This window comes from Streptomyces sp. PR69, assembly GCF_026420845.1.
Classification (GTDB): domain Bacteria; phylum Actinomycetota; class Actinomycetes; order Streptomycetales; family Streptomycetaceae; genus Streptomyces.
Window position 1 is genome coordinate 1 of the sequence record NZ_JAOWCB010000012.1, and the last position, 22743, is coordinate 22743.

Consider the following 22743-nt stretch of genomic DNA (forward strand, 5'->3'; position numbering starts at 1 on the left):
CGGCCCCCGTGCCTCGCCCGCGGCCGCCTCCTCGGTCGCCCCGTAGGGGTACGGCTCCCACGGTGTGCCGTCGCCCTCCCAGGGCTGCCGGAGTTCCTGCGGGAGCCCGTCCGCCATGCCGTCCGCGAGCTCCAGCTCGAAGTCCCGGGCCGGCCGGCCGTCCAGCGCCGCGGCGGTGAACTGCCCCCAGATCCGCGCGGGCGGCCCGCCGCCGTTGACGCGGGGCAGCCCCAGCGCCCCGTACAGGGGTTTCTGCGCATTGGTGACGGGGTCCTGGCCCATCATCGCGATGACCGTCGCCAGGTCCGGGGTGTAGCCGGCGAACCAGGCGGCCCGGTCCTCCTCCGCCGTGCCGGTCTTGCCCGCCGCGGGCCGGCCCGCGGCCTGCGCCGCCGTGCCGGTGCCGGAGTCGACGACGCCGCGCAGCATCGCGGTGGTCGTGTCCGCGGCTTCGCGGCTGACCGCCTGTTTGCCGGGCCCGGCGGGCAGCGGCACCTCCGCCCCGTTCTTGGTGATCTTCTGGACGATGGTGTACGCGCCGTGCGCGCCCTGTCGGCCGTGGTTGGCGAGGGTCGCGTACGCGCCCGCCATGTCCAGGACGCTGGCGGTGGCCGGGCCGAGGGCGATGGAGGGGGAGGCCTTCAGATCGGGGGTGGTGCGGGGCAGGCCGAGGCCGATGGCGGTCTGCTTCACCCGCGCCGGGCCGACGTCCACCGCCATCTGCGCATAGACGGAGTTGACGGACCGGTCGGTGGCGGTGCTGACGGTGATGGGCCCGTACGAGGCGTCGTCCTCGTTCTCGGGGGCGTACGGCTTTCCGCGCCAGCCCTCGACGGTGCGCTGGTTGGCGCCGTCGTAGACGGTGCCGGGGGTGATGCGGCGGCCGTCCTGGGTGGTGGCGCCGTGCTGGACGGCGGCGGCGAAGACGAAGGGTTTGAAGGTGGAGCCGACCTGGTAGTCGCGGCGGGTGGCGTTGTTGACGTACTGCTCGGTGTAGCCGACGCCGCCGTAGAGGGCGACGACCTTGCCGGAGGGCGGCTCGACGGCGACGCCGCCGACCCGGACGGCGCGGTCCTCCGCCCGGCTGCCGGGGTCGAGTCTGGAGATCACCTGTTCCTCGACGGCCTGGACGAGGGCGTCCTGCCGGGCCCGCTGCAGGGTGGTGGTGATCCGGTAGCCGCCGGCGGCCAGCGCCTCGGCGTCGACGATCTGGTTGCCGGTCAGATACTCCTCGACGGTCTGGACGATATAGCCGCGCTGGCCGGACAGGCCGTCCGCGGGCCTGGCCTGGTGGGGCGCGGGGAAGGCCATGGCGGCCCGTTCGGCCGGGCTGAGCCACAGCTCCTTGACCATGCCGTCGAGGACGTAGTTCCAGCGGGCCAGGGCGGCGGGCCGGTTGTCGGGGTGGGCGGCGACGTCGTAGGCGCTGGGGGCGTTGAGGAGGGCGGCGAGGTATGCGCCCTCGGCGGTGTCGAGGTCCTTGGCGTCCTTGCCGTAGTACGACTGGGCCGCGGCCTGGATGCCGTAGGCGTTGCGCCCGAAATAGCTGGTGTTGAGGTAGCCCTGCAGGATGTCGCGCTTGCTCGATTCGCGGCTCAGCTTGAGGGCGATGAAGAACTCCTTGACCTTGCGGGTGATGGTGCGGTCCTGCTTCAGGTAGTAGTTCTTGACGTACTGCTGGGTGATCGTGGAGCCGGACTGGGCGCCTTTGCCGGTGAGCGTGTTCCAGCCGGCGCGGAGCATGGCCTTGGGGTCGACGGCGCTCTGGGTGTAGAAGTCGCGGTCCTCGGCGGCCAGGACGGCCTGCTGCACCGTCAGGGGCACTTGGTCGAGGGGCACGTTCTCGCGGTTGACCTCGCCGTCGCGGACGATCTGGGTGCCGTCCTCGTAGTAGTAGACGTTGGACTGGGCGGTGGCCGCGGCGTTGGCGGGCGGGATGTCGAAGAGCAGATAGCCGGCCGCGAAGGCGGCGAGGAGGAGCAGGGGCCCGGCGAGGAGGGAGCCGAGCACCATCCGGCGGGTGGGGATGAGCCGCCGCAGACCGGTGCGGCGGCGGGTGCGGCGCTTCCCGGCGGTTCCTGACGCCGTGCCCGGCGGGGTTTGTGACGCGGTGTCGGCGGCGGGGGGCGGTCCTGCGGCGGTGGCGTCCCTGGGCGTCCAGCCCTGCCAGCTCTGCCAGCCCTGACCCGATTCCCGTGGCGCTTCGCTCATGCTCCCCATAGTGCACTTTTCATCCCAAAATCCAATGAACCGTCAGGTCGCTGTCCGGGTGTAAATGGGTCGCGGAGGGCGGCGCGGTCCCGCTAGCGTCGTGCGCTTTGGCGAGCGAGCGAGCGAGTGAGCGAGTGAGCGGGCGAGTGAGCGAGTGAGCGGGCGGGAGGGGGAGGGTGCGGTGCGGCTGTACGCGGTCGTCGCGGCGGGCGGGTTCCGGCGCTATGCGACGTACCGGGTGGCGACGGCGGCGGGGATGGTCACCAATGTGGTCTTCGGCTTCATCCTGGCGTACACCTATATCGCCCTGTGGGAGCAGCGTCCGGGGCTGGGCGGGTACGACCTCCCGCAGGCGCTGACCTATGTCTGGCTGGGGCAGGCGCTGCTGATGACCTGCGCCATGATGGGCGGCGGTTTCGAGGACGAGCTGATGGAGCGGATCCGCTCCGGCGGCATCGCGGTGGATCTGTACCGTCCCGTGGACCTCCAGCTGTGGTGGCTCGCCTCCGACCTGGGCCGGGCGGCCTTCCATCTGGTGGGCCGCGGGGTTGTTCCGCTCGCGCTGGGCGCGCTGGCCTTTGAACTGGCGCTGCCCGTCTCTCCGCTGACCTGGCTGGCCTTCCTGGTGTCGGCGGCGCTGGGGGTGCTGGTGAGCTTCGCGGTGCGGTTCGCGGTGGCGCTCAGCGCCTTCTGGCTGCTGGACGGCGCGGGGGTGCTCCAGCTCTCCTGGCTGGCGGGGCTGTTCTTCTCGGGGATGCTGCTGCCGCTCACGCTGTTTCCCGGGCTGCTGGGGGAGGCAGCGCGCGCTCTGCCGTGGTCGTCGCTGCTCCAGGTGCCGGCGGATGTGCTGCTGGGCAAGGTCACGGGCTGGGAGCTGGCGCGGGCGTACGCCTTCCAGGGCGGCTGGGCGCTGGTGCTGCTGGGGGCGGGGCGGGTGCTGCAGTCGGCGGCCACGCGGAGGGTGGTGGTGCAGGGTGGCTGATCCCGTCCGCGGAGCCGGCCGCGTCCGCGGAGCTGAATCCGTCCGCGGAGCCAGCCCCGTCCGCGGAGCCGGCCCCGTCCGCGGGGCCGATGCCGTCCACGGAGCTGAATCCGTCCGCGAGACCGTGCTGCACGGGCTGCGCGTGTACCGGCTCATCGTGGCCATGTGGATCCGCTCCACGATGACCTACCGCGCGTCCTTCGCGATGACGGCGTTCGGCAATTTCGCGGCGACTGCGTTCGACTTCGCCGCCATCCTGCTGATGTTCACGCATGTGGACGCTCTGGGCGGCTACTCGCTGCCCGAGATCGCGCTGCTGTACGGGGCCGCCGGGACGTCCTTCGGCATCGTCGATCTGCTGCTCGGCACGGTGGACCGGCTGGGGCGGCGGGTGCGCGACGGGACGCTGGACACGCTGCTGGTGCGCCCGGTGCCAGTGCTGGTCCAGGTGGCGGCGGACCGGTTCGCGCTGCGCCGGCTGGGCCGCATCACCCAGGGGCTGCTGGTGCTCGGCTACGGCCTGTACGCGCTGGACGTCGACTGGACCGTGCCGCGGGCGCTGACCGTGGTGCTGATGCTGCTGGGCGGGGCGGGCATCTTCGGGGCGCTGTTCGTCGGCGGGGCGGCGTTCCAGTTCTTCGCGCAGGACGCCGCGGAGGTGCAGAACTCCTTCACGTACGGCGGGAACACCCTGCTGCAGTATCCGCCGACGATCTTCGCGCGGGACCTGGTGCGCGGGGTCACCTTCGTCGTGCCGCTGGCATTTGTGAACTGGCTGCCCGCGATGTACGTGCTGGGGCGGCCGTATCCGCTGGATCTGCCGCAGTGGACGGCCTTCGCCTCGCCGCTGGTGGCCGTGGGGTGCTGCGCCCTGGCGGGGCTGGCGTGGCGGGCCGGGCTGCGCGCGTACCGCTCCACGGGGAACTAGCGACTGAGGAGACGGGAGGGGCAGGGCGTGGATTTCATCGAGCTGGACGGCGTCGAGAAGGTCTTCGACGTACGGCGTCGGGACGCGGGAGGGCGGCGATGGCGGCGCGAGCGGCGGCGGGTGAGGGCCGTCGACGGCCTCAGCTTCACCGTGCCGCGCGGCGAGATGGTCGGCTACATCGGCCCGAACGGCGCGGGCAAGTCGACCACCGTGAAGATGCTGACGGGCATCCTCACACCGAGCGCGGGGCGGCTCCGCGTCGCGGGCATCGACCCGTCGCGGGAGCGCACCCGGCTGGCACAGCGGATCGGCGTGGTGTTCGGGCAGCGTACGACGCTGTGGTGGGACCTGCCGCTGAGGGACTCGTACCGGCTGATGCACCGGATGTACCGCATCCCGGACGGGCGTTTCCGGGAGAACCTGGAGCGCTGCGTGGAACTCCTCGAACTGGCCGACCTGTTGAGCGTGCCGGTGCGGCAGCTCTCCCTCGGCCAGCGGATGCGCGGCGACATCGCGGCGGCCCTGCTGCACGACCCGGACGTGCTCTATCTCGACGAGCCGACCATCGGCCTCGATGTGGTCTCCAAGGCGAAGGTGCGGGAGTTTCTGCGCGACCTGAACACGGAGCGCGGCACGACCGTGCTGCTCACGACGCACGATCTGACCGACATCGAGCAACTGTGCCGCCGGGTGATGGTCATCGACCACGGGCGGCTGATGTACGACGGGCCGACGGCCGGACTGCACGAGGTGGGCCGGAGCGAGCGGACGCTGATCGTGGATCTGGAGCGCGAGCTGCCGCCCATCGCCCTGCCGGGGTCGCGGACGGTGCGGGTGGAAGGGCCGCGGCAGTGGCTGGCCTTCCCGGCCTCCGCCTCGGCGGCGCCCCTGGTGGCCGCGCTGGCGGCGGAGCATCCCCTGGTGGACCTGTCAGTGCGGGAGCCGGACATCGAGGCGGTGATCGCGAGAATGTACGAGGAGCGGCGGGGTGGTGGGGACGGGGACGGGGGCGTCGGGGCGGACGGTGAGCCCGCGGGGACGGAGGGCGGGTCGCCTGCGGCGGGTCTTTCCCCTCGCCTCCCCCTACGCCCTGGGGGCGTGGGGGACCCCCACCTCCCGTAACTGGGGGCAAGCCCCCAGACCCCCGTACGGCCTGCGGCAGTGTCCCTCAAGCGCCGGACGGGCTCAAATGAGCCCGCCGACGACTGAGGCGCAAGGGACCGGAAATCCAGCCTTGCCGGCGCTTGAGGCGCAGGAGCCAGAAACCCAGCCTCGCCGGCGATTGAGGCGCGGGGGTCCGGGGGCGGAGCCCCCGTAAAGCGGGGTCTGGGGCGGAGCCCCAGTTACGGGAAGGGGAGGGGAGGGGAAAGCCCCGCCCACACCGCCTAGGCTGCCGCTATGGCAAACGAACTCCCCGAGACACGCGCTTCCGACGCGGAGCGAGAACGCGTCGCCGAACGGCTGCGCGACGCCGTCGCAGAAGGCCGCCTCGACATGCAGGAGTTCGAGGAGCGGCTGGACGCCGCGTACAAGGCCCGCACGCATGGCGATCTGGAGCCGCTCGTACGGGACCTTCCCGCGGCGGCGGACCCGGGCGCGGGCGACGGCGGATCGCAGATCGCACCCACCGGCGACCGCTCGCCCGGCGGTTGGGCCCGGCGCATCGGCGGTACGGCCACCTCCCGATGGGCCTTCGCATGCTGGGGGGGCTTCGGGCGCAGGGGCGGCTGGACCCTGGGCCGGAGGTTCACCGCGTTCACGCTGATGGGCGGCGGCGAGCTGGATCTGCGCGAGGCCCGTTTCGAGGACCGGGAGGCAGTGATCCGCTGCTTCTCGATCATGGGCGGCGTCCATGTCGTCGTACCGCCCGATCTGAATGTCGTCGTCACCGGCATCGGCTTCATGGGCGGCTTCGGCGAGTCCGGCTCCGGCTCTGGCTCCGTGGAGGCCGCGCCGGATCCGGCCGCGCCGCGGGTGACTGTCACCGGCTTTGCGCTGATGGGCGGGGTCGGTGTGGAGCGCAAGCGCACCAAGGCGGAGAAGCGGCGGCTCAAGGCCGAGCGGGCCGAGCAGGTCGAGCGGGAGCAGCGGCCACGGCTCGACAAGGGCGAGGACGGCACGAGGGAACTCGACTGATCCGGGAACTCGACTGATCCGGGAACTCAGATCACGCTCCGGGAGTACCTGATATAGGGACAATGCGTACCGTCCACGCGCGCGTGGACGTCTGACGGTGACGGGGCTGACGGGTGGAGCGGCATGGAGACTGCTGAGCGGGGCGGCACACGGGCCGGCGGCGGTGCGCCGGCGACCGGACTCCCCGCCTTCGCATACACCGACGCCGACGCGGAGAAGCAGCGCGGCGTCCGCCGTATGAAGGCGACCGCCACGGGCATGCTGCTGCTCGTCGCCCTGGTCTTCGCCCTCGCCACTTGGGGGAAGAACGTCGGCCTCGGTGGCTGGACCGGGTATGTCGCGGCCGCGGCGGAGGCGGGCATGGTGGGCGCGCTGGCCGACTGGTTCGCGGTCACGGCGCTGTTCCGGCGGCCGCTCGGGCTGCCCATCCCCCACACGGCGATCATCCCGACGAAGAAGGACCAGCTCGGCACGGCGCTCGGCTCGTTCGTCGGGGAGAACTTCCTGTCGGGCGATGTCGTACGGGCCCGGCTGCGCACCGTGGGCATCGGCCGCCGGCTGGGGGCGTGGCTGGCCTACCCCGACCACGCCGACCGGGTCACGGCTGAGCTGTCCACGGCGTTGCGCGGCGCGCTGACCGTGCTGCGCGACTCCGATGTGCAGGCGGTGGTGGGGGAGGCGATTACCCGGCGCGCCGACGCCGCGGAGGTCGCGCCCGGCATCGGCAAGACCCTGGAGCGGGTCGTCGCCGACGGCGCGCACCACCGGGCGGTCGATCTGGTCTGCGCCCGCGCCCATGACTGGCTGGTTCTGCACGGGGACTCGGTGATGGACGCGGTGGAGGGCGGGGCCCCCGGCTGGACCCCGCGGTTCGTCGACCGGAAGGTCGGCGAGCGCGTCTACAAGGAACTGCTGCGCTTCGTCACCGAGATGCGCGATATGCCCGGGCATCCGGCGCGCGGCGCGATCGACCGTTTCCTGACGGACTTCGCGAGGGATCTGCAGGCGGACACGGACACCCGGGCGCGGGTGGAGCGGATGAAGTCCGAGCTGCTGTCGCGTTCGGAGGTGCAGGATGTGATCGCCTCGGCGTGGGGCAACGTCCGCACCATGATCATCTCGGCGGCGGAGGACGACCGCAGCGAGCTGCGGCTGCGCGCCCGCGCCTCCCTGCTGTCGCTGGGCGCGCGGCTGGCGACGGACGGCAGGCTCCAGTCGAAGCTGGACGGGTGGGTCGAGGACGCGGCGGTGTATGTGGTGACGACGTACCGCCACGAGATCACCGCGCTCATCTCCGAGACGATCGCGAGCTGGGACGCCGAGCACACCTCGCGGAAGATCGAGGCGCATATCGGGCGGGATCTGCAGTTCATCAGGATCAACGGCACGGTGGTGGGCGCGCTGGCGGGGCTGCTGATCTACACGGTGGCGCATGCGCTGGGCGCGTGAGACCGGCGGCTGCCGGAGGGAGCGTTCCCGGCGGCCGGCGCCCAGCCTCCTGTGAGGCGCGCCGGCTGCCGGGGGTGCGGCCTGCGTTCACCGGCTCAGTACCCGCTGAGGCCCGGCGGGCCCGGCTCAGGCCCGGCGGGCCCTGCTCAAGCCATGCTCAGCTCGCTCCTGTTCAGGCCCGCCACAATGTCGGCTCATTCGCAGCCTGTTCCGGGCTCATTCGCAGCCGACGCCGTCGCCGTCGCGGTCGAGGTGGCGTCCGTATCCGGGGTCGCCGCGGTGCACGGGCGCGGCTCCGGCGGCGCGGGCGGCGGTGCAGTTCTTGTAGTACGTACTGCCCCCGCCTCCGCTCCCTCCGCTGGACGACCCTCCGCTGGACCCGCCGGTCGACCCTCCGCTTGAACCCCCGCTCGATCCGCCGCTCGATCCGCTGTACGGCTCGCAGCCGACGCCGTCGCCGTCGCGGTCGAGGTGGCGTCCGTATCCGGGGTCGCCGCGGTGCACGGGCGCGGCTCCGGCGGCGCGGGCGGCATCGCAGTTGCGGTAGTAGACCGGGGGAGGGGCCGTCACATTGATGCGTACGACGGCGGTGCCGCCCGTCCCGTCGCCGCCTTCGACCCGGTAGGTGAACTCGTCCGGCCCGCTGTACCCGGCCGTCGGCTGATAGGCGATGCGCGCGCCGTCGACGGTCGCGGTGCCATGGCCCGGCGCGGCGTCGACCGTCAGATCCAGGTCCAGGCCCTTCGTGGCGCCGGACGGCGAAGTGACGGTGTCGTTGTCCAGCACCGCGATCACGACCCGCTTGCCGGCTTCCGTGCTGTCCGCGTCGTCGCGCAGGGCGAACGACCAGGTGGGCGTGGGGCTCGGCGTGTTGGACGCCGTGGCGTCGGCGTCCAGCGGCGTGGCGCTCACCGCGGACGGGACGGCGGCTCCCGCTTTGTCGCCCCCTGTGCTGTCGGCGCTGCCCGCACTGCCCGCACCGCCTCCGCAGCCCACGGCCGAGATCCCCAGCGCCACAGCCGTCCCGATCAGTTTCCGGCGTCCTGATGTCCTCTTGCGTATCTCCCCAGCGTTCATTGGCCCCCCAAGGCTCTCCGGTACGGATGAAACGGAAGAAGGGCCAGATGCTTCCACGCCGCACGGGACGGCGTGCCCGCCGTAATCAAGCTGTGACGGCATGTGTCGGATGAATACGCCTGCGCACGCCTGCGTTGCGGCGGTGCGCTGTGGGGACGCACCCTGGAAGAAGACAGGGAGACCGTCATGCCCACACTTGAGGAACAGATCGACATCAAAGCATCCGGCGACGCGGTCTGGGAGCAGTTGCACCAGGTCGAGGACTATCCCCGGTTCGTCGAAGGCTGCCGCGACGCGCGGCGCGAGGGAGCGACCGGGGTTCATTTGGACGTCGACACCCGCGGCACGGCCCACGGCATCGACGCCGACACCCAGGACCTGCGCCCGCAGTCCACGATGACCTGGCGGACCACGGACGGCTCGCATCTGAGCGGCTCCGTCTCGCTCCTGCCGATCGACTCGGACCACACCAGAGTGCAGGTGCGCATGGAGTACGACCCCCACGAGGCGCACAGCGCCTTCGGGGGCCCCAAGGGCTTCGCCCAGTCCTCCGCGATCGAGCGGATGGTCCGCGAAGACCTGCAGCAGTTCAGAGACCTGGTGGAGTCACATCCCACCCGATGAAGCACGGCGCAGGTGATCCGTCATGACGACGCAGCACTGGAACATCGACTTGTCGTTCGAAGAGGACGGGACGCGCACCGCGTGCAAGGCCTCGCTCAGCGGACCGGAAGCACCAGCGGTCCAGGGCATGGGCGTGGCCAGGCGCAATCCCGCCGACACTCCAGACGCCAAGATCGGCGAAGAACTCGCAGCGGCCCGTGCCTGCTCCGAACTGGCCCACCAGCTTGTGGGCCAGGCAGCCGCGGACGTGGAGAGCCACACCCACAGGCCGGCCGACCTCACCATCTGACCAACCCCCGACGACGCGGGGCCGCTCTCTCCCCCTCACCCCGGCCCCGCGTCACCGCACGCTGGGCAACACCTCGAACGCCCCCAAGCCCTCGGGCGCCTCATCCCGCACCTCAACCCGCTCCACCACAGCAGCCGCAGGCCCCCGCCGCGCCCACCGCACCAGCGCCTCGACCCCGTCCTCTTCCCCCTCGAACACGGCCTCGACCTCCCCCCGCCCCACATTCCGCACCCACCCGGCGACCCCGTGCTCCTGGGCGGTCTGCCGACACGTATCCCGAAAGAACACACCCTGCACAACCCCGCCGACCACGACACGTTTCCGCACGACCATGCCCCGGATGCTATGAGCCCCACGCCCCGATCCGGGTCATTCCCCTGGCGCGCCGACCCGACTCAGCCGCTCGATCTCCTCGTACGCTGCGCTGCCCCGAAGCAACGTCAGTACGGCGGCCGACCGGCGTATCGGGCCAGGCTTCGGCATCGCGGGGCTTGGCCGACCTCGCTGGCTCGCTCAACGCAACCGCGGCCTGACCGTGTGGCTGGAGAACGAGACGGCGAGGTCGGCCGGATCACTTACCCACTGCGGCAGCAGTCATGACAGCAGCCCTGGCTGCGACGACGGGTACTGTGGCGCACGCCAAGACGACCTATTCGGCGGGCTGAGCATGGACCACCAAGACGTTCAAGCCGCCGTGGCGGAGATGCTGGAGGTACTGGGGCCTCGCACGGGCGAGGACTGGACGGTTCCGGCCGGCCCGCTGGAGTGGAGCTGCCAGCAGACGGCCGCGCACATCGGCCACGACCTGCTGGCCTACGCGGGCCAGCTCGCCGCGAGCCCGGCCGACGCCTACCTCCCCTTCGATCTGCGCGTGCGACCCACCGCCTCGCCTGCCGAGGTGCTGCAGGTGGCCGCCGCCTGCGGCGGACTACTCGGCAGCGCGCTGGCCACCGCCGACCGGTCCCTGCGGGCCTGGCACTGGGGCCCGTGCGACCCGACGGGGTTCGCGGCGATGGGCGTCGCCGAGATCCTGCTGCACACCAACGACATCACCCGCGGATTGGGCGTGGACTGGCTGCCGCCGACACCGCTATGCGCGGCCGTGCTCAACCGACTGTTCCCCGACGCCCCGCCCGGCGAGCCCGTCCGAGTGCTGCTGTGGTGCACCGGACGCGGGGACCTAGACGGTCTGCCCCGCCGGACGTCGTGGGTGTGGAAGGCGGCACTGCTCGACTGAGCGCACTCAACTCGGTGAACCTATGCGGTCATAGCACTAGATGAGCAGCATCCTGGCCAACACGGCTACCGTCTGTCTGCTGGTGGCCTGACGGCCCGGCGTCACTTCAGGTGTCGGGTGAAGAACTGGGCCGCGGCGTCCCCCGCGAACTGCGGGACGCCGGTGTGCCCGCCCATATTGGCGTGCAGCGTCTTCTCCTTGGAGCCGAAGGCGTCGAACAGGTCCAGGGCCGCCTGCCGGTCGTTCCCTTCGTCGTCCCACTGCAGCAGGACGTGCAGAGGAATGGTGACCTGGCGGGCCTCCTCGAACATGGCGCGAGGGACGAAGCTCCCGGCGAACAAAGCAGCGGCCGAGATGCGCGGCTCGACGACCGCCAGCCGGGTCCCGATGGAGATCACTCCCCCCGAGTACCCGACCGGGCCGCCGATCTCGGGCAGCGACAGGAGGGCGTCCAGGGCGGCCTGCCATTCCGGGACTGCCTTGTCGACCAGGGGGAGGATGAGGGCGTCGATGATCTCGTCGCTGACCGGCTCGCCGGCCTCCATAGCCCGGCGCAAGTCGGCGAGGGCCTGCTCGGCGGCGGTCAGGCGGGACCGGTCGCCGCTTCCGGGGAGCTCGATGGTGGCCGTGACGAAGCCGTCCGCCGCGGAGTGCCGGGCTCGGGCCACCAGTCGGGGGTACGCCTTGCGCAGCCCGAGAGGAGGGGGGCTGAGCAGGATCAGCGGCGCCGGTGCGGATGTGGATGCGGATCCGGGCGTCCACAGGATGCCGGGGATCTCGCCGAGGGTGAATTCACGCTCGAGAACAGCGTCGTCGAGACGCTGTTCGGAAGTGAATTGCATGGTCGTACCTTTCGGGAGTGCCCTTGAACGGCGCTCCCGGACGACCTATCGCCCGACCGTGACCCCGGAGGGGAGCACCCATGTCGATACGTTCACGGGTACCACCTCCTCGCTGTCTTGCACAGCCTCCGGAAACGTAGCAGTGGCCGCCGTGGTTCCGCCAACGGGTTTTTGCGGAGGCTCTGTGGCCGAACACCACCGCGTCGGAGTCACGTCTGTCACTGGTCGGGAAGCGCACGTCCGCCACCGATTCGAGCACCGAAAACCGGCAACCAACCGCTGACGGACGATCTACTGCGCAGACAGCCGCCCATGACCAGCGTGAGCACCCCGACAGACCGGCACGCCAGCCATCTGACCTGCGACTTCAAGTTGACGGAGGCTCACTGTCGTGCTTCCGTGCTGATGTCCGTCGGTCAAATTCTGCTGAAACGGGCCCGCACGTGATTGAAGCATCCATCGGCGCGGTCCCCGGACTGCTGGCCGCATTCGCTGTGCTGTGGGCGATGTCCGCTGCCGTGGTGGCGCTCGTTACCCGTAGCCGCGACCGGCCTGTGCTCCTGCCTGTCCTCGCGGCTGGAGCGGTGTGCGGGATCGTCACCATCACTTTGATGCCCGGCATGGCGGGGGCGGCCGGCGAGTCGGCATGCGACACGGGATGGTCCCTGGCGCAGGCCGCTGGCTCGTCGTCTGCGTGGCTGAACGTTGCGCTGTTCATCCCCGCGCCACTGCTGTTGACGATGCTGTTCAAGCGGCCGCTGACTGTCGCAGGATGCTCGGTCGCCGCGTGCTGGATGATCGAGATGGCCCAGGCCACGGTGGTCGCCGGGCGGTCCTGCTCGGTCACCGACTCGGTGATGAACACGGCAGGCGCGCTGATCGGCACCCTGGCTGGCTGGGCTCTGGTCCGCACCTGGAGGCGGCCGGTGTGGAAGGACTTCGCCACATCGGCCGCCGTCCTCGGCGTTTCTGCCGTCGTCCTCGTCGTATGGGTACGCTCTGCCGACCTGGGTGCCTATGACGAGCCTGCACAACACGCCCGCCAGCGCACCATGGAGAAACAGGCGGACAACGCCGACGCGTGGATCACGGAAGCGGCCCGCGACATGTTCGGGCCCAACGCAGAGTACGAAGGATCCGAGTACGACAAAGCCGAAGGGCTCATCACTGCCACCACATCGCTTGGCCAGATCACGGGACGGTGGCCGGACAAGACCCTTGTCGCCGCTGCGGTGAACGACAACGAGGCCGAACCGGGCGATCTCACCCACGAGCAGGCCGTACAGGTCGGCAAGCGATTCGCCGAGCAGTGGTTCCCCGAACAGATCCATGGTGCCAGGCTGACCACCGACATCCTGGCTGCCGACACCGGAAACCGGGCCATGCACCAACTTACCTACCGGCGCTATGGGGACGGCGTGATGATGCCAATGCGCCTTGACCTGACGGTAACCTCGGCCGGCCGACTGCTGGGCTTCACGGCCGACCCAGTGACGGACCCCGTAATGCCCCGCTCAAAGGTCACGCAGGCTGGTCTCGCGGACGTGGTCCGCAAGCATTCGGGCAGCGACCCCGTCGCCTCGGTCCTCCTTGCCCAGAAGGTCAGTGGCCAGTGGCGCCCGGTATGGATGGTGGGCGTGCAAGGTGAAGACGAGTCCGACGTGTTCATCGACGCCGTTACCGGGGACCTGGTGACACCCGACGTCTAGTGAGTGCGGGAATCGAACAATGACGTCGTCGGTGGCGGGTGCCGTGCTTCGCGTGCGCAGGTGGCACACGCGCCGACCCGACTCAGCCGAGGCAGTTTTCCCGCACGGCTCCGATGAAGACGCCCCACGCCTGCGCGGGGATCACGAGCTGCCCGGCCAGCGGATCCTTGCTGTCGCGTATCGCTGTACGCGCGTTGAGCCGAGCTACCTCCACACACTCGGTGCCACTGCCGCCGCTGTGCGAGGACTTGATCCACTTGAGGTTGTCGCTGTCCATCACAGCTCCTTGCAGGCCCGGTCGAGGAGCGCGACCGAGGATGGAATGTCCAGCGCCTGGGCGCGCAAATATTCGAATGCCAGCTTATAGCGGTCAAGCTCCTCGGGCTTCTCCATGAACAGGCCACCCCCGATGATGTCCACGTACACCACATCCAGCTCAGGAGTGGGACCGCCCAGGACGACGAAGCTGCCCACGGCAGCAGCGTGAGCCCCCGTTGCGAAGGGCAGCACTTGAACGGTGATATGGGGCTCGCCCGCGAGCGCCCTCAAGTGGTCCAGTTGTCGGCGCATCACGCTGCGCCCGCCGACGACCCGGCGGATGACGGCTTCGTCGACCACGGCCCAGATATGTGGCGGTTCCTCTCTGTCCAGCAGCTCTTGTCGCTTCATGCGGATGTCCACCATGTGTGCGATCTCTTGCTCACTGCATCGCATTTCGGAAGCGCGGTGGACAGCTTCGGCATACGCCCGTGTCTGGAGCAGCCCGGGGACGTACATGCAGGCGTAATGGTCCTCGCGTACGACCTCGTCCTCCAAGGTCAGCATGAGGTTCATTGACTCGGGGATCGGGTCGGCGAGGGAGTGCCACCAGCCCTTGATCCTGGCGCCTTTGGCCAGTTCAACCAGTGTGCTCCGCTCTTGCTCACTCGAACCGTACTCACGACACAAGGCATCGACAGCGGGCCACTTGACGCTTCCCTCCTTGGTCTCGTACCTGCTCAGGGTCGCCTTGGAGATACCGACGCGTGCCCCCGCTTCCTCAAGGGTGAGGCCTGCGCGCTCCCGTAGGCGACGCAGGTCGGCCCCGAGTTGTCGCCTGCGTGTGGTCGGTCCAACTGCCATTGCTGTGGCCCTTCGTGTTGATCTGCCCGAGCGTGCATGCCTACCCGCTGCACAGACAAGGTGCGTGCGCGGGGAGCGCGCACATGTGGTTCTGCGCTCCCTCACATCAGTGATGAGAGTTTCATTTTGAGAGTTCCACTGTCACGATAGCGGTGCGAGGCGCTACCGCGTGTAACTACCGTCTGCCGGAGAGGTGACTGGAAATGCACGAGTGTCGGTGTGAAGTCCCAAGGAAGCCTTGGGAACTTCCGTTCCTTGCGGAGGCGCGGGAGGTAGCCGGGCTGCGGCGGGTGATGCGGCTGCACCTGACGACTTGGGGTCTGCCGAACGTGATCGAAGCGGCTCAGCTGTGTGTCACTGAACTGGTCAGCAATGTGGTCCGTCACGTGGGGTCAGGAACACCCGCGACACTTGCCGTGTCGACGAGCGGCCCTGCTGTTCGTATCGAGATCCGCGACCCTGACGCGCGGGCTCTCCCCACGCTCGTGTCAACGCAGGTGGACGACGAGGAGGGGAGAGGCATGGCGCTGGTCGACGCGACGGCCGAGCGGTGGGGTGTCGTCCTCAAAGGCGACTCGAAGATCACATGGTGTGAACTTGCTACCGGGCTCGATTCGGCGCGTGGCCATTTCAAGGATGTCCGGGTGAGCAAGGCTGAGGCTGTTCTGGCGATCTGTAGCGCGTCGCCAGAGAGGTGGGAGGTCTTCGGTCAGATGGGCGTCCGCGAGGCACAACGAGACGCGGTCATCCTCATGGCCGACCTACTGCACTGGATGCGCGCCCATGGGTGCGATCCCAACGAAGCGCTGGACCGGGCACAGATGCTGTTTGAGGCCGAAGCCTACTCCGACGATGTCTCGCTGCTGGCGTAGCCCTGCTCCGTCCGCCAGATCGTCTGAATGGAGAGCGCGGCACAGAGGTCGCGCAGATCCTTGCGTGGCTCAGAAGGCGTGAGGATCGCAAGCGACGGCGTTGGCGTTATAAAACGCTGGTAGTCGAAGAGTTGGCCGATCGCCGTGCGGATGGCTTCGCGTGTGGCGGCGCTTTTCGCCTCTATCAGTGTGTCCGTGGTGGCGTCATAGAGGTCGGTCAAGAGGGAGTTGGATTCTCCTTGTGGTCGTATTTTGAATCGACTGACCTGATGCCCCAGGTTGACGAGGTGATCACGGTAGTCGCCGACTAGCTCCGACTCCCGCCGCTTTATAATGATCGATTCCTTAGAGCGGTTAGCGGACGTCGTGGGGGTGAGGTTGCGTTCTACCGGAGTAGTTTCAACTTCCGTCTGTGACGCCGGGATTCGGTTGATCCTTGGCTCTCTTGCTGAAGAAGCATCCACCGGCATAAGGCGGAACATGATGGCCGATCGCTGGATGCCTTCGACGTCAGGAGCTTCGGTTCGATACCAGGGCTTATCACTCGCCAGCGCAAACTCGCCTCGGTAGGCGACAACGCCAGCTGCTATCCCCTCAAATAGGTGGAGCGACTTTCCGGTTTTGGTGTGTTCCAAGACTGCTTTATTGCCGCGGGTTATTTGCTGATCTCCGTGTCGACCCGCTCCGCAATAGTGATAGTAGCCATCTGTCCCCCAGCCGTCTCTGTAGCCGTACTGCGGGCCTTTGGTGTGATCGGTGAAGAGGAATATATAAGGCCCCTTCCCGGAGGGGCAGATTCCCCCTTGGGGGCTACCACCGTATTGTTCGTGGATCTCCTGACGTCGACGGTGCTCGTCAACTTGTATGTCCAGCATAAAAATGCCCTCGGTGTCGTCGGTGAATCGTTTCTTCGTTAGTCGTGCAAGGAATGAGGTCGGGGGATGATTAACCGCTAGCTTGCGGCAATCGTGGAGTAGGTCCAGACATCCGCTGGCATTTCATGTCTGAGCTCCCAGGTAACCCCCATGGGTTTGCTTCCCTTGTGCTCCACATAGTTGGCGGGGCCGAGGAGCATCCACGGCTGTGGGCCACCGATATCGGTCTTCTTGTAGCGACGGACGAAGAGCAGTACATGGCTGCCTTGGGTGGCGTGGGTCTGGTAGCGGATGCCGGTCGGGGAAGTCTCCGATGTCTGGTTCTGAGACTCCCAATGGAAGAGCGAGTCACTCATGGCATAGTCGCGATAGCGCGTCTGCGGAGAGAAGTCCTTGGCATCCTTCTCCAAGGTGATCAGCAACGCATCCGTCCTGATGCTTTCACACCATTTCACTCCCTCGCGGAAGTGGCCTGGCATAAATCCACCAATGAATGACTGGCCCAATGCCGGGAGGATCTCCTCGCGACTGTAAGAGGCATGGACCGTCAGCGGTAGATCGGCTAGGTCGCCGGTGAGTGCGATGGGTACGTGATCGGCTCGGTCGAGGGTGTGTGCCAGGACCTGACGGAGCTCATTGCGAAAGGCGTGGTGCGGGCGGAGCGAAGCCAGCCCTTCCTGGTAGGAGGCGAAGCCTCCCAAGGGCCAGAGCGAGAAGTAGAGCATGCGCGCATAAGCCTTCTCTCGCTCGTCGAGCTCAGCGTACGCAGGTGCGTCATCGTCCAGCAGTCTGCTATAGGTGGCAACCCGCTGCGGGTCGTCGACATGCAGGAAGGCCGATACGCGCTTCAGTAGCGTGTGCTCCCCCTCAGGACCTTCCTTGGGCAGCAGGTTCGCGCGACGGAGCAGCCCTGTCCAGGAGTTGCCGTTGCCGCGGTAAAGCTCCTTCAACTCCCGGCCGCTTTCTCTCAGGTAGGTGGAGAGATGAAGCTCGCCGAACTGGCCAACCTCGCGGGCGAGTTGTGTCACATTGACGCTGAGCTGGCTTCGGACGTTGTTGATGATCATTTCCTTGGCCTTGGACTCAAGGATGATCTGGCAGCCGGACGGCAGTTGGGGGAAGTCATGCTCCATGCTGTCCAGCAAGCGGTTACGAGTGAGATTTGTGAGAGCCCGGAACTGTTCCTCGAATCGAAACTCCTTGCGGTGCTGCCCAATGAAGTCCAGCACGGTCAGTACCGGTTTATTTTCGGTTCGCCGCAACCCTCTGCCGAGCTGCTGGAGAAAGACGGTGGCACTCGATGTGGGGCGCAGAAGCAGCAGTGTGTCGACGTCTGGGATATCGAGGCCCTCGTTGAGGATGTCTACAGAGAATATGATCTGAAGCTCGCCCGACTTGAGAGCATCGAGAGCCGCCTTTCGTTCTTCTTGAGGTGTCTCCCCGGAGAGAGCGCATGCCTTGAACCCTGCACGCTCGAAGAATCGTGCCATGAAGTGCGCGTGCGCTACTGAGACGCAGAACCCGAGGGCTCGCATCGAGTGCGGGTCAGTAACCTTGTCGATGACCGCTCGGACGATGAGACGTGCCCGAGCGTCATTCCCTGTGAAGAGGTTGTCGAGCTCTGAGACATCGTATGATCCGCGCTTCCAGGCAACGGCGCTCATATCGGTGTTGTCTGTGATGCCAAAGTAGTGAAAGGGGCTGAGCAGATCGTTCTCAAGGGCTTCCCACAGGCGCATTTCGGCGGCGATGAGCCCATCGAAGAACTCATCCTGGACGTTGCGTCCGTCCATGCGCTCCGGCGTAGCGGTAAGGCCGAGCAACTCCAAGGGGGTGAAGTGGTCGATGATCCGTCTGTAGGTAGGGGATACGCCGTGGTGAAACTCGTCGATGACGATGACATCGAAGTGGTCGGGCGCAAAGCGCTCCAGGGAGCGAGCGTTGAGTGACTGCACACTCGCGAAGACATGCCGCCAGTCTTCCGGTACAATGCCGCTGTGTAGCTGCTCACCAAAGTTGGCGTCAACGAGTACGTCTTGGTACGTGCGCAGGGACTGCCGCAAAATCTCCTGCCGATGCGCAACGAAGAGCAGTCGCAGGTCACGACCGTACTGCTGTCGCAGGTGTTTGTAATCAAGGGCGGCCATGACGGTCTTTCCGGTACCGGTGGCGGCCACCAGAAGATTGCGGTGGCGGTCATGGACCGTGCGCTCCACCTCAAGCCGCTCCAGCATGTCGCGCTGATGAGGGTAGGGGCGAACCTCCAAGCCCGATAGCGTGATACGTCCACCCGGGGCGGTGCTGGTGCCTCGCGCCGCACGCTGGAGTGCCTCATCAAGACGCGACGAGTCCCTGTCCGGCATATATTGCTCAAAAGCCGACTCGCTCCAGTAGGAGTCAAAGGTCGCTTCGAACTTACGGAGTACATCAGGAGTGGCAATGGAGGAGAGACGAACGTTCCACTCCAGGCCATCGAGCAGCGCGGCCTTGGAGAGGTTGCTACTTCCGACGTATGCGGTGTCGTAGCCGCTCTTGCGTCTAAACAACCATGCCTTGGCATGGAGCCGAGTGGATCGCAGCTCGTAATTGACCTTCACCTCGGCGTTGAAACGCTGGACCAGTTTGTCCAGGGCTCGTCGCTCCGTAGCTCCGATGTACGTCGTGGTGATGACGCGGATGGGTACTCCACGTGCATGGGCTGCTTCAAGTGACTGCTCGATAACACGGAGCCCGTGCCACTTCACAAAGGCGCACAGGAGGTCGACTCTATCGGCAGTGGCGAGTTCAGCACGAAGCTCAAACCCTAGGCTTGGGTCCTCCGGTGAATTGGTGATGAGCGCTGTCTCGGAGAGCGGCGTCGCCGGGCGGGTGGCATAGACACCTTTGGCCTCCTGCTCGGCGATGGCAAGTAGCTGTCGCGGACCGGCTGCGACCAAGTCAACCCACTCACGGGCTCCCTCGAGCGTGTTCATGGACTCGAGGATGTGATTCGCCGCGTGGACCCGTTCATCAGCTGGCAGTCGTTCGAGGATCCGCTGTGTCGTCGCCGCCACATGCCGCGCCAGGATATGAGGTGTCGAATCCGGGCTGACCGCATCGTCGATGGCCTGCCAGCTACCGCCGTGGCTGAGGTTTTCCAGCTGGTGCTCAAGCCGCAGCGTGATGAGTTGCTCATACAGCCCGGCAACAGGCTGATCTGTATCCATGGAGCCGGTCACCTCTGTCCCTCCCGTTTGTTGCTCTAGTGGTACCAGGCCCCACTGACATGGATCAGGTATTAGCCGTCCCCGTGGCAGTCGCGGTAGGTCGTGTGGGAGCCGCACCAGCAGGGGGTGTCCTTGGGGGGTGGCCACGGGGTGGCGTGGCCGCGGGCGGCGAGGGTGGTGGCGTATTGGGGGAGCAGCGCCGGGTTGGCGGGGGTGGACTGTTCGGAGGCGGCGAAGGCCTCGTAGGAGGGGACCGTGCCGCGGACGATGCCCAGGTTGCGGGTGCCGGTGGCGGCGAGTTCGCGGAGGGAGGCCTCGATGTCCGTGAGGTGGGCCTCGTACGTGGGGTATTCCGTCTGCAGCTCGGGGCAGGCGGTGAGGAGTTCGTGGAACTCGGGCTCCGGCCAGTGGAGGACGGTCACCGGGAAGGGGCGGGAGAGTGCGGAGCGGTAGGAGCCCAGTTCGGAGTGGAGGCGGGCGATTTCGGCCTGGAGTTCCGCGGGGTTGTCGGAGCCCAGGGCCCACAGGCGCTTGGGGTCGTGGAGTTCGTCCAGGGAGATGTCGCCGGTGTGGACGCGGTCGGCCAGGGCGTCGCGGTCGTCGTGGGGGAGGCCCAGCAGGCGGCGGACGCGATGGCGGCCGGTGAGCAGGGACTGGACGGAGTAGGGGACGTCGTCCTCGCCTGCCGGGAGGAGCAGCTCAAGGGCCGCGGTGAAGCAGTCGTGGGAGTCCTCTAGCTCGTCGTGGGACTCCAGCGTCTCCGCGATGATCTCCCATGGGGCCGCGTCCGCCGGGGCGGCCGCGCGGACGCCGTTGATCAGGGTGCGGGCCTCGGCCTCGTGTCCGTACTCCCAGAGGTTGGCCGCCTGGAGCGCCTTGACCAGCAGGGGGTGCTCCGGGGAGCCCGTGAGCAGACGGTCGTAGAGGGCGGAGGCGCGTTCGCGGGCGCCGGCGAGTTCGAGATGGGCCGCGGCCCGCAGGAGCAGCGGCTCGGTGTCCTCGGGGTAGCGCTCGGCGGTGCGCAGCAGGCGCTCGGCTTCGGCGGAGTGGTCGGCAGGCGTGTCGGGGCGCATGCCAGACACCGTACTGCCGTGGGCGGGTCCAGCGGGGTGACCCGATTCTCACCTGCTCCTGGTGACTTGGACCGGCGCCGCCTATCGTGCGCCCGTGCTGCAGCAGCGGATGGCGGTCGTGGTGCAGGCGCGCGCGGGGGCGCGGCGTACGGGTTTCGCGCGTGTGCTGTGGGGCGTCGCCGAGCTGGCCGTCACCCTCGGGGTGGTCGTCCTGCTTCTCGTCGTACACCAGCTGTGGTGGACCAACCTCCAGGTCCGTCAGGACGCCCGGCAGTACGTCCGTGTCCTTGAGCAGCAGTGGGAGCGGGCGGAGAGGGGCGAAAAGGAGACGGGCGAAAAGAGGAGGGGCGAAGGGGAGAGGGGAGAGCAGCCCGTTGTGAGCGGGAGTGAGGGCGGGGGCGAGGGAGTGGACGGTGAGGGCGGGGGTGGGGAGAGGGATGCGCCGGACGCCGCTTCTGCCGCTTCCTTCCGCGGCTACGCCGTCCTCCGCATTCCCCGCCTTGGCGTCGTCGCTCCCGTCGCCCGCGGGGTTGACAAGAGAGGTGTGCTGGACAGGGGATTTGCAGGGCATTATCCGGACTCCGCCGCGCCCGGCCGCGCCGGGAACTTCGCCGTCGCCGGGCACCGCAACACCCATGGCGAGCCCTTCCGCCGTATCGACCGGCTGCGCAAGGGCGACGAGGTGCTGATCGAGACCGCGCAGGGCGTGTACGTCTACGAGGTGGACCAGACCCTCAGGCAGACCACGCCCGGTGACGTCGGTGTGATCCAGCCCGTGCCGCGCAGCCTTGTGCGGCCCTCTGCCGGATATGACCGGCCCGGTCACTACCTCACGCTCACCACCTGCACGCCGGAGTTCAGCTCGGCCTATCGGCTGGTGGTGTGGGGGGAGTTGGCCGCGGTGCGGGGGCGGTAGTCGTGTATAACGGGTGTGAACAACGGAGTGGACAGATGTACGTATGAGGGGAGGAAGTGTGTTCCGGTCGGTCGCGTTCCTCTTCCTGCTGCTCGTCGAGGTCCTCCTCATCGACGGCGACGGCGGTCTGGCCGCGGTCGCCCTCGCCTTCGCCGCGGCCGCCGTCTGCGCCGTCATCAGTGCGCGCTGTGCGCCAGCCGTGCCCCGTACCCGCGTCCGCACCGCCATCCGCGACCGTGAGCGGCGTACCGCCTTCCTCCCTCAGCGCGATCCGGACGCCCGCGGGCGCACCAGGCCCCGGGCTCCCGGGCGGCGTCTCCTCGTGACGGCCGCGTAGGGGCGAGCGAACACCAGCCAGCCATTACGGCGTTTCTCCGTGGTCGTCATGCCGCACGTATGTTCTCCATCGGCACGACGAGACCCCGGAGGGCTCACTGATGTCACCCATGTCCGCTTTCGCCACGCTTGTCGAGCAGCTCGCCGCGCTGCTCCAGCCGCTGTTCCACGCCTCCGCCACCGCCGCCGCGATCGTGGTGTTCACCGTGCTCGTACGGCTCGCGATCCATCCGCTCTCCCGTGCCGCCGCCCGCGGCCAGCGGGCCAGGGCCCAGCTCGCGCCGCAGGTCGCCGCGCTGCGCACGAAGTACCGCAACGACCCCGAGCGGCTCCAGCGGGCCGTCCTGGAGCTGCACGGCAAGGAGAAGGTGTCTCCGCTGGCGGGCTGTCTGCCCAGTCTGCTGCAGCTGCCCGCGTTCCTGCTGATGTACCACCTGTTCGCCGGCGGCAGTGTCAGCGGGACGCTGCTCGCGGCGCCGCTCGCGGGGAACTGGCTGTCCGCGATCGGCCAGGGCGGGGTGTTCGGTCCGGCGGGCCTGGTGTACGTCGTCCTGTTCCTGATTGTCGCGGCCGTCGCCACGTTCATGTACGTGAGGGCGAAGCGGCAGTTCGCGGCGTCGGGCGGCGCGGTGCCGGGCGGCGCGGTGCCGGAGGGGGTGCCGGAAGGGGTGTCCGCGGGCCTGACGAAGGCGCTGCCGCTGCTGTCGTTCGGCACGCTGATCACCGTGGCCGTCGTCCCCCTCGCCGCCGCCCTCTACATCACGGTCAGCACGGCCTGGACCGCGGCGGAGCGGGCGCTCCTCACCGCTTAGCGGCGGTCCAGGTGGTGAACAGGGTCTTGCAGAGTGGCCGGGGCTCT

The 22743-nt window shown here is 68.2% G+C and carries 22 protein-coding genes; 13 read left to right on the plus strand and 9 right to left on the minus strand.

Annotated features, from left to right (window positions below; translation table 11 throughout):
• Window positions 1–2211, minus strand: a 2211-nt coding sequence (locus OF819_RS13945; protein WP_267243820.1) for a transglycosylase domain-containing protein, incomplete at its 3' end; no start/stop codon positions are given.
• 181 nt (window positions 2212–2392) lie between these two features.
• Between OF819_RS13945 and OF819_RS13950 the strand changes: the two genes are divergently transcribed.
• The 5 genes from OF819_RS13950 to OF819_RS13970 all read left to right on the plus strand — a co-directional run bounded on the left by OF819_RS13950 (window position 2393) and on the right by OF819_RS13970 (window position 7706).
• A complete protein-coding gene (locus OF819_RS13950) occupies window positions 2393–3193 on the plus strand; it encodes an ABC transporter permease (protein ID WP_267243821.1) in 801 nt (266 codons plus the stop codon).
• The gene (locus OF819_RS13955; RefSeq protein WP_267243822.1) at window positions 3186–4121 is read left to right on the plus strand and encodes an ABC transporter permease; all 936 of its coding nucleotides are present in this window, start codon (window positions 3186–3188) and stop codon (window positions 4119–4121) included. The genes OF819_RS13950 and OF819_RS13955 overlap by 8 nt, the downstream gene beginning before the upstream one ends.
• Window positions 4122–4148: 27 nt before the next feature.
• Entirely contained in the window at window positions 4149–5243 is a 1095-nt protein-coding gene (locus OF819_RS13960; protein WP_267243823.1) for an ABC transporter ATP-binding protein, read from the plus strand.
• 276 nt (window positions 5244–5519) lie between these two features.
• Entirely contained in the window at window positions 5520–6257 is a 738-nt protein-coding gene (locus tag OF819_RS13965) for a DUF1707 SHOCT-like domain-containing protein (RefSeq protein ID WP_267243824.1), read from the plus strand.
• A gap of 123 nt (window positions 6258–6380) precedes the next feature.
• The gene (locus OF819_RS13970) at window positions 6381–7706 is read left to right on the plus strand and encodes a DUF445 domain-containing protein (protein WP_267243825.1); all 1326 of its coding nucleotides are present in this window, start codon (window positions 6381–6383) and stop codon (window positions 7704–7706) included.
• 216 nt (window positions 7707–7922) lie between these two features.
• Here the strand turns inward: OF819_RS13970 and OF819_RS13975 are convergent, their stop codons facing one another.
• On the minus strand, window positions 7923–8723 hold the full coding sequence (locus tag OF819_RS13975; protein ID WP_267243826.1) for an excalibur calcium-binding domain-containing protein: 801 nt from the start codon (window positions 8721–8723) through the stop codon (window positions 7923–7925).
• Window positions 8724–8969: 246 nt separating this feature from the next.
• Here OF819_RS13975 and OF819_RS13980 point away from each other — a divergent pair, with 246 nt between their 5' ends.
• Entirely contained in the window at window positions 8970–9407 is a 438-nt protein-coding gene (locus OF819_RS13980) for an SRPBCC family protein (RefSeq protein WP_267243827.1), read from the plus strand.
• Between the two features lie 22 nt (window positions 9408–9429).
• A complete protein-coding gene (locus OF819_RS13985) occupies window positions 9430–9696 on the plus strand; it encodes a DUF1876 domain-containing protein (protein ID WP_267243828.1) in 267 nt (88 codons plus the stop codon).
• 51 nt (window positions 9697–9747) lie between these two features.
• Here OF819_RS13985 and OF819_RS13990 read toward each other — a convergent pair whose 3' ends face one another.
• Window positions 9748–10029 carry an acylphosphatase gene (locus OF819_RS13990; RefSeq protein WP_267243829.1) on the minus strand — a complete coding sequence of 94 codons (282 nt, stop codon included), beginning with the start codon at window positions 10027–10029 and terminating at the stop codon, window positions 9748–9750.
• Window positions 10030–10363: 334 nt separating this feature from the next.
• Here OF819_RS13990 and OF819_RS13995 point away from each other — a divergent pair, with 334 nt between their 5' ends.
• On the plus strand, window positions 10364–10933 hold the full coding sequence (locus OF819_RS13995; protein ID WP_267243830.1) for a maleylpyruvate isomerase N-terminal domain-containing protein: 570 nt from the start codon (window positions 10364–10366) through the stop codon (window positions 10931–10933).
• Window positions 10934–11034: 101 nt separating this feature from the next.
• On the opposite strand, the gene OF819_RS14000 is transcribed toward OF819_RS13995, so the two are convergent.
• The gene (locus OF819_RS14000) at window positions 11035–11775 is read right to left on the minus strand and encodes an alpha/beta hydrolase (RefSeq protein WP_267243831.1); all 741 of its coding nucleotides are present in this window, start codon (window positions 11773–11775) and stop codon (window positions 11035–11037) included.
• Between the two features lie 443 nt (window positions 11776–12218).
• Here OF819_RS14000 and OF819_RS14005 point away from each other — a divergent pair, with 443 nt between their 5' ends.
• Window positions 12219–13484: a VanZ family protein gene (locus OF819_RS14005; protein ID WP_267243832.1), complete on the plus strand. Its 1266-nt coding sequence runs from the start codon at window positions 12219–12221 to the stop codon at window positions 13482–13484.
• An 82-nt stretch (window positions 13485–13566) separates the two neighbouring features.
• On the opposite strand, the gene OF819_RS14010 is transcribed toward OF819_RS14005, so the two are convergent.
• Together OF819_RS14010 and OF819_RS14015 are read right to left on the minus strand one after the other, a co-directional pair.
• Entirely contained in the window at window positions 13567–13761 is a 195-nt protein-coding gene (locus tag OF819_RS14010; protein WP_267243833.1) for a DUF397 domain-containing protein, read from the minus strand.
• Entirely contained in the window at window positions 13761–14606 is an 846-nt protein-coding gene (locus OF819_RS14015) for a helix-turn-helix domain-containing protein (RefSeq protein ID WP_267243834.1), read from the minus strand. Before OF819_RS14015 ends, OF819_RS14010 begins: the two co-directional genes overlap by 1 nt.
• Before the next feature lie 203 nt (window positions 14607–14809).
• Here OF819_RS14015 and OF819_RS14020 point away from each other — a divergent pair, with 203 nt between their 5' ends.
• Window positions 14810–15478 (plus strand): ATP-binding protein, encoded by a 669-nt coding sequence (locus tag OF819_RS14020; RefSeq protein ID WP_267243835.1) that lies wholly within the window; start codon window positions 14810–14812, stop codon window positions 15476–15478.
• Here the strand turns inward: OF819_RS14020 and OF819_RS14025 are convergent.
• The 3 genes from OF819_RS14025 to OF819_RS14035 all read right to left on the minus strand — a co-directional run bounded on the left by OF819_RS14025 (window position 15448) and on the right by OF819_RS14035 (window position 20632).
• Window positions 15448–16353 (minus strand): restriction endonuclease, encoded by a 906-nt coding sequence (locus tag OF819_RS14025; protein ID WP_267243836.1) that lies wholly within the window; start codon window positions 16351–16353, stop codon window positions 15448–15450. The two genes, OF819_RS14020 and OF819_RS14025, sit on opposite strands and share 31 nt — an antisense overlap.
• Before the next feature lie 77 nt (window positions 16354–16430).
• Complete coding sequence (locus tag OF819_RS14030; RefSeq protein WP_267243837.1) at window positions 16431–19559, minus strand: DUF3427 domain-containing protein; 3129 nt, start codon at window positions 19557–19559, stop codon at window positions 16431–16433.
• Between the two features lie 71 nt (window positions 19560–19630).
• Window positions 19631–20632, minus strand: coding sequence for an SEC-C domain-containing protein (locus tag OF819_RS14035; protein WP_267243838.1), 1002 nt, complete (start codon window positions 20630–20632; stop codon window positions 19631–19633).
• 109 nt (window positions 20633–20741) lie between these two features.
• Here OF819_RS14035 and OF819_RS14040 point away from each other — a divergent pair, with 109 nt between their 5' ends.
• The 3 genes from OF819_RS14040 to OF819_RS14050 all read left to right on the plus strand — a co-directional run bounded on the left by OF819_RS14040 (window position 20742) and on the right by OF819_RS14050 (window position 22696).
• Window positions 20742–21548 carry a class E sortase gene (locus OF819_RS14040; RefSeq protein ID WP_416370539.1) on the plus strand — a complete coding sequence of 269 codons (807 nt, stop codon included), beginning with the start codon at window positions 20742–20744 and terminating at the stop codon, window positions 21546–21548.
• Window positions 21549–21591: 43 nt separating this feature from the next.
• Window positions 21592–21885: a DUF6412 domain-containing protein gene (locus tag OF819_RS14045; protein WP_267243839.1), complete on the plus strand. Its 294-nt coding sequence runs from the start codon at window positions 21592–21594 to the stop codon at window positions 21883–21885.
• Between the two features lie 109 nt (window positions 21886–21994).
• Window positions 21995–22696: a YidC/Oxa1 family membrane protein insertase gene (locus tag OF819_RS14050; protein WP_267243840.1), complete on the plus strand. Its 702-nt coding sequence runs from the start codon at window positions 21995–21997 to the stop codon at window positions 22694–22696.
• The last annotated feature ends 47 nt before the right edge of the window (window positions 22697–22743 follow it).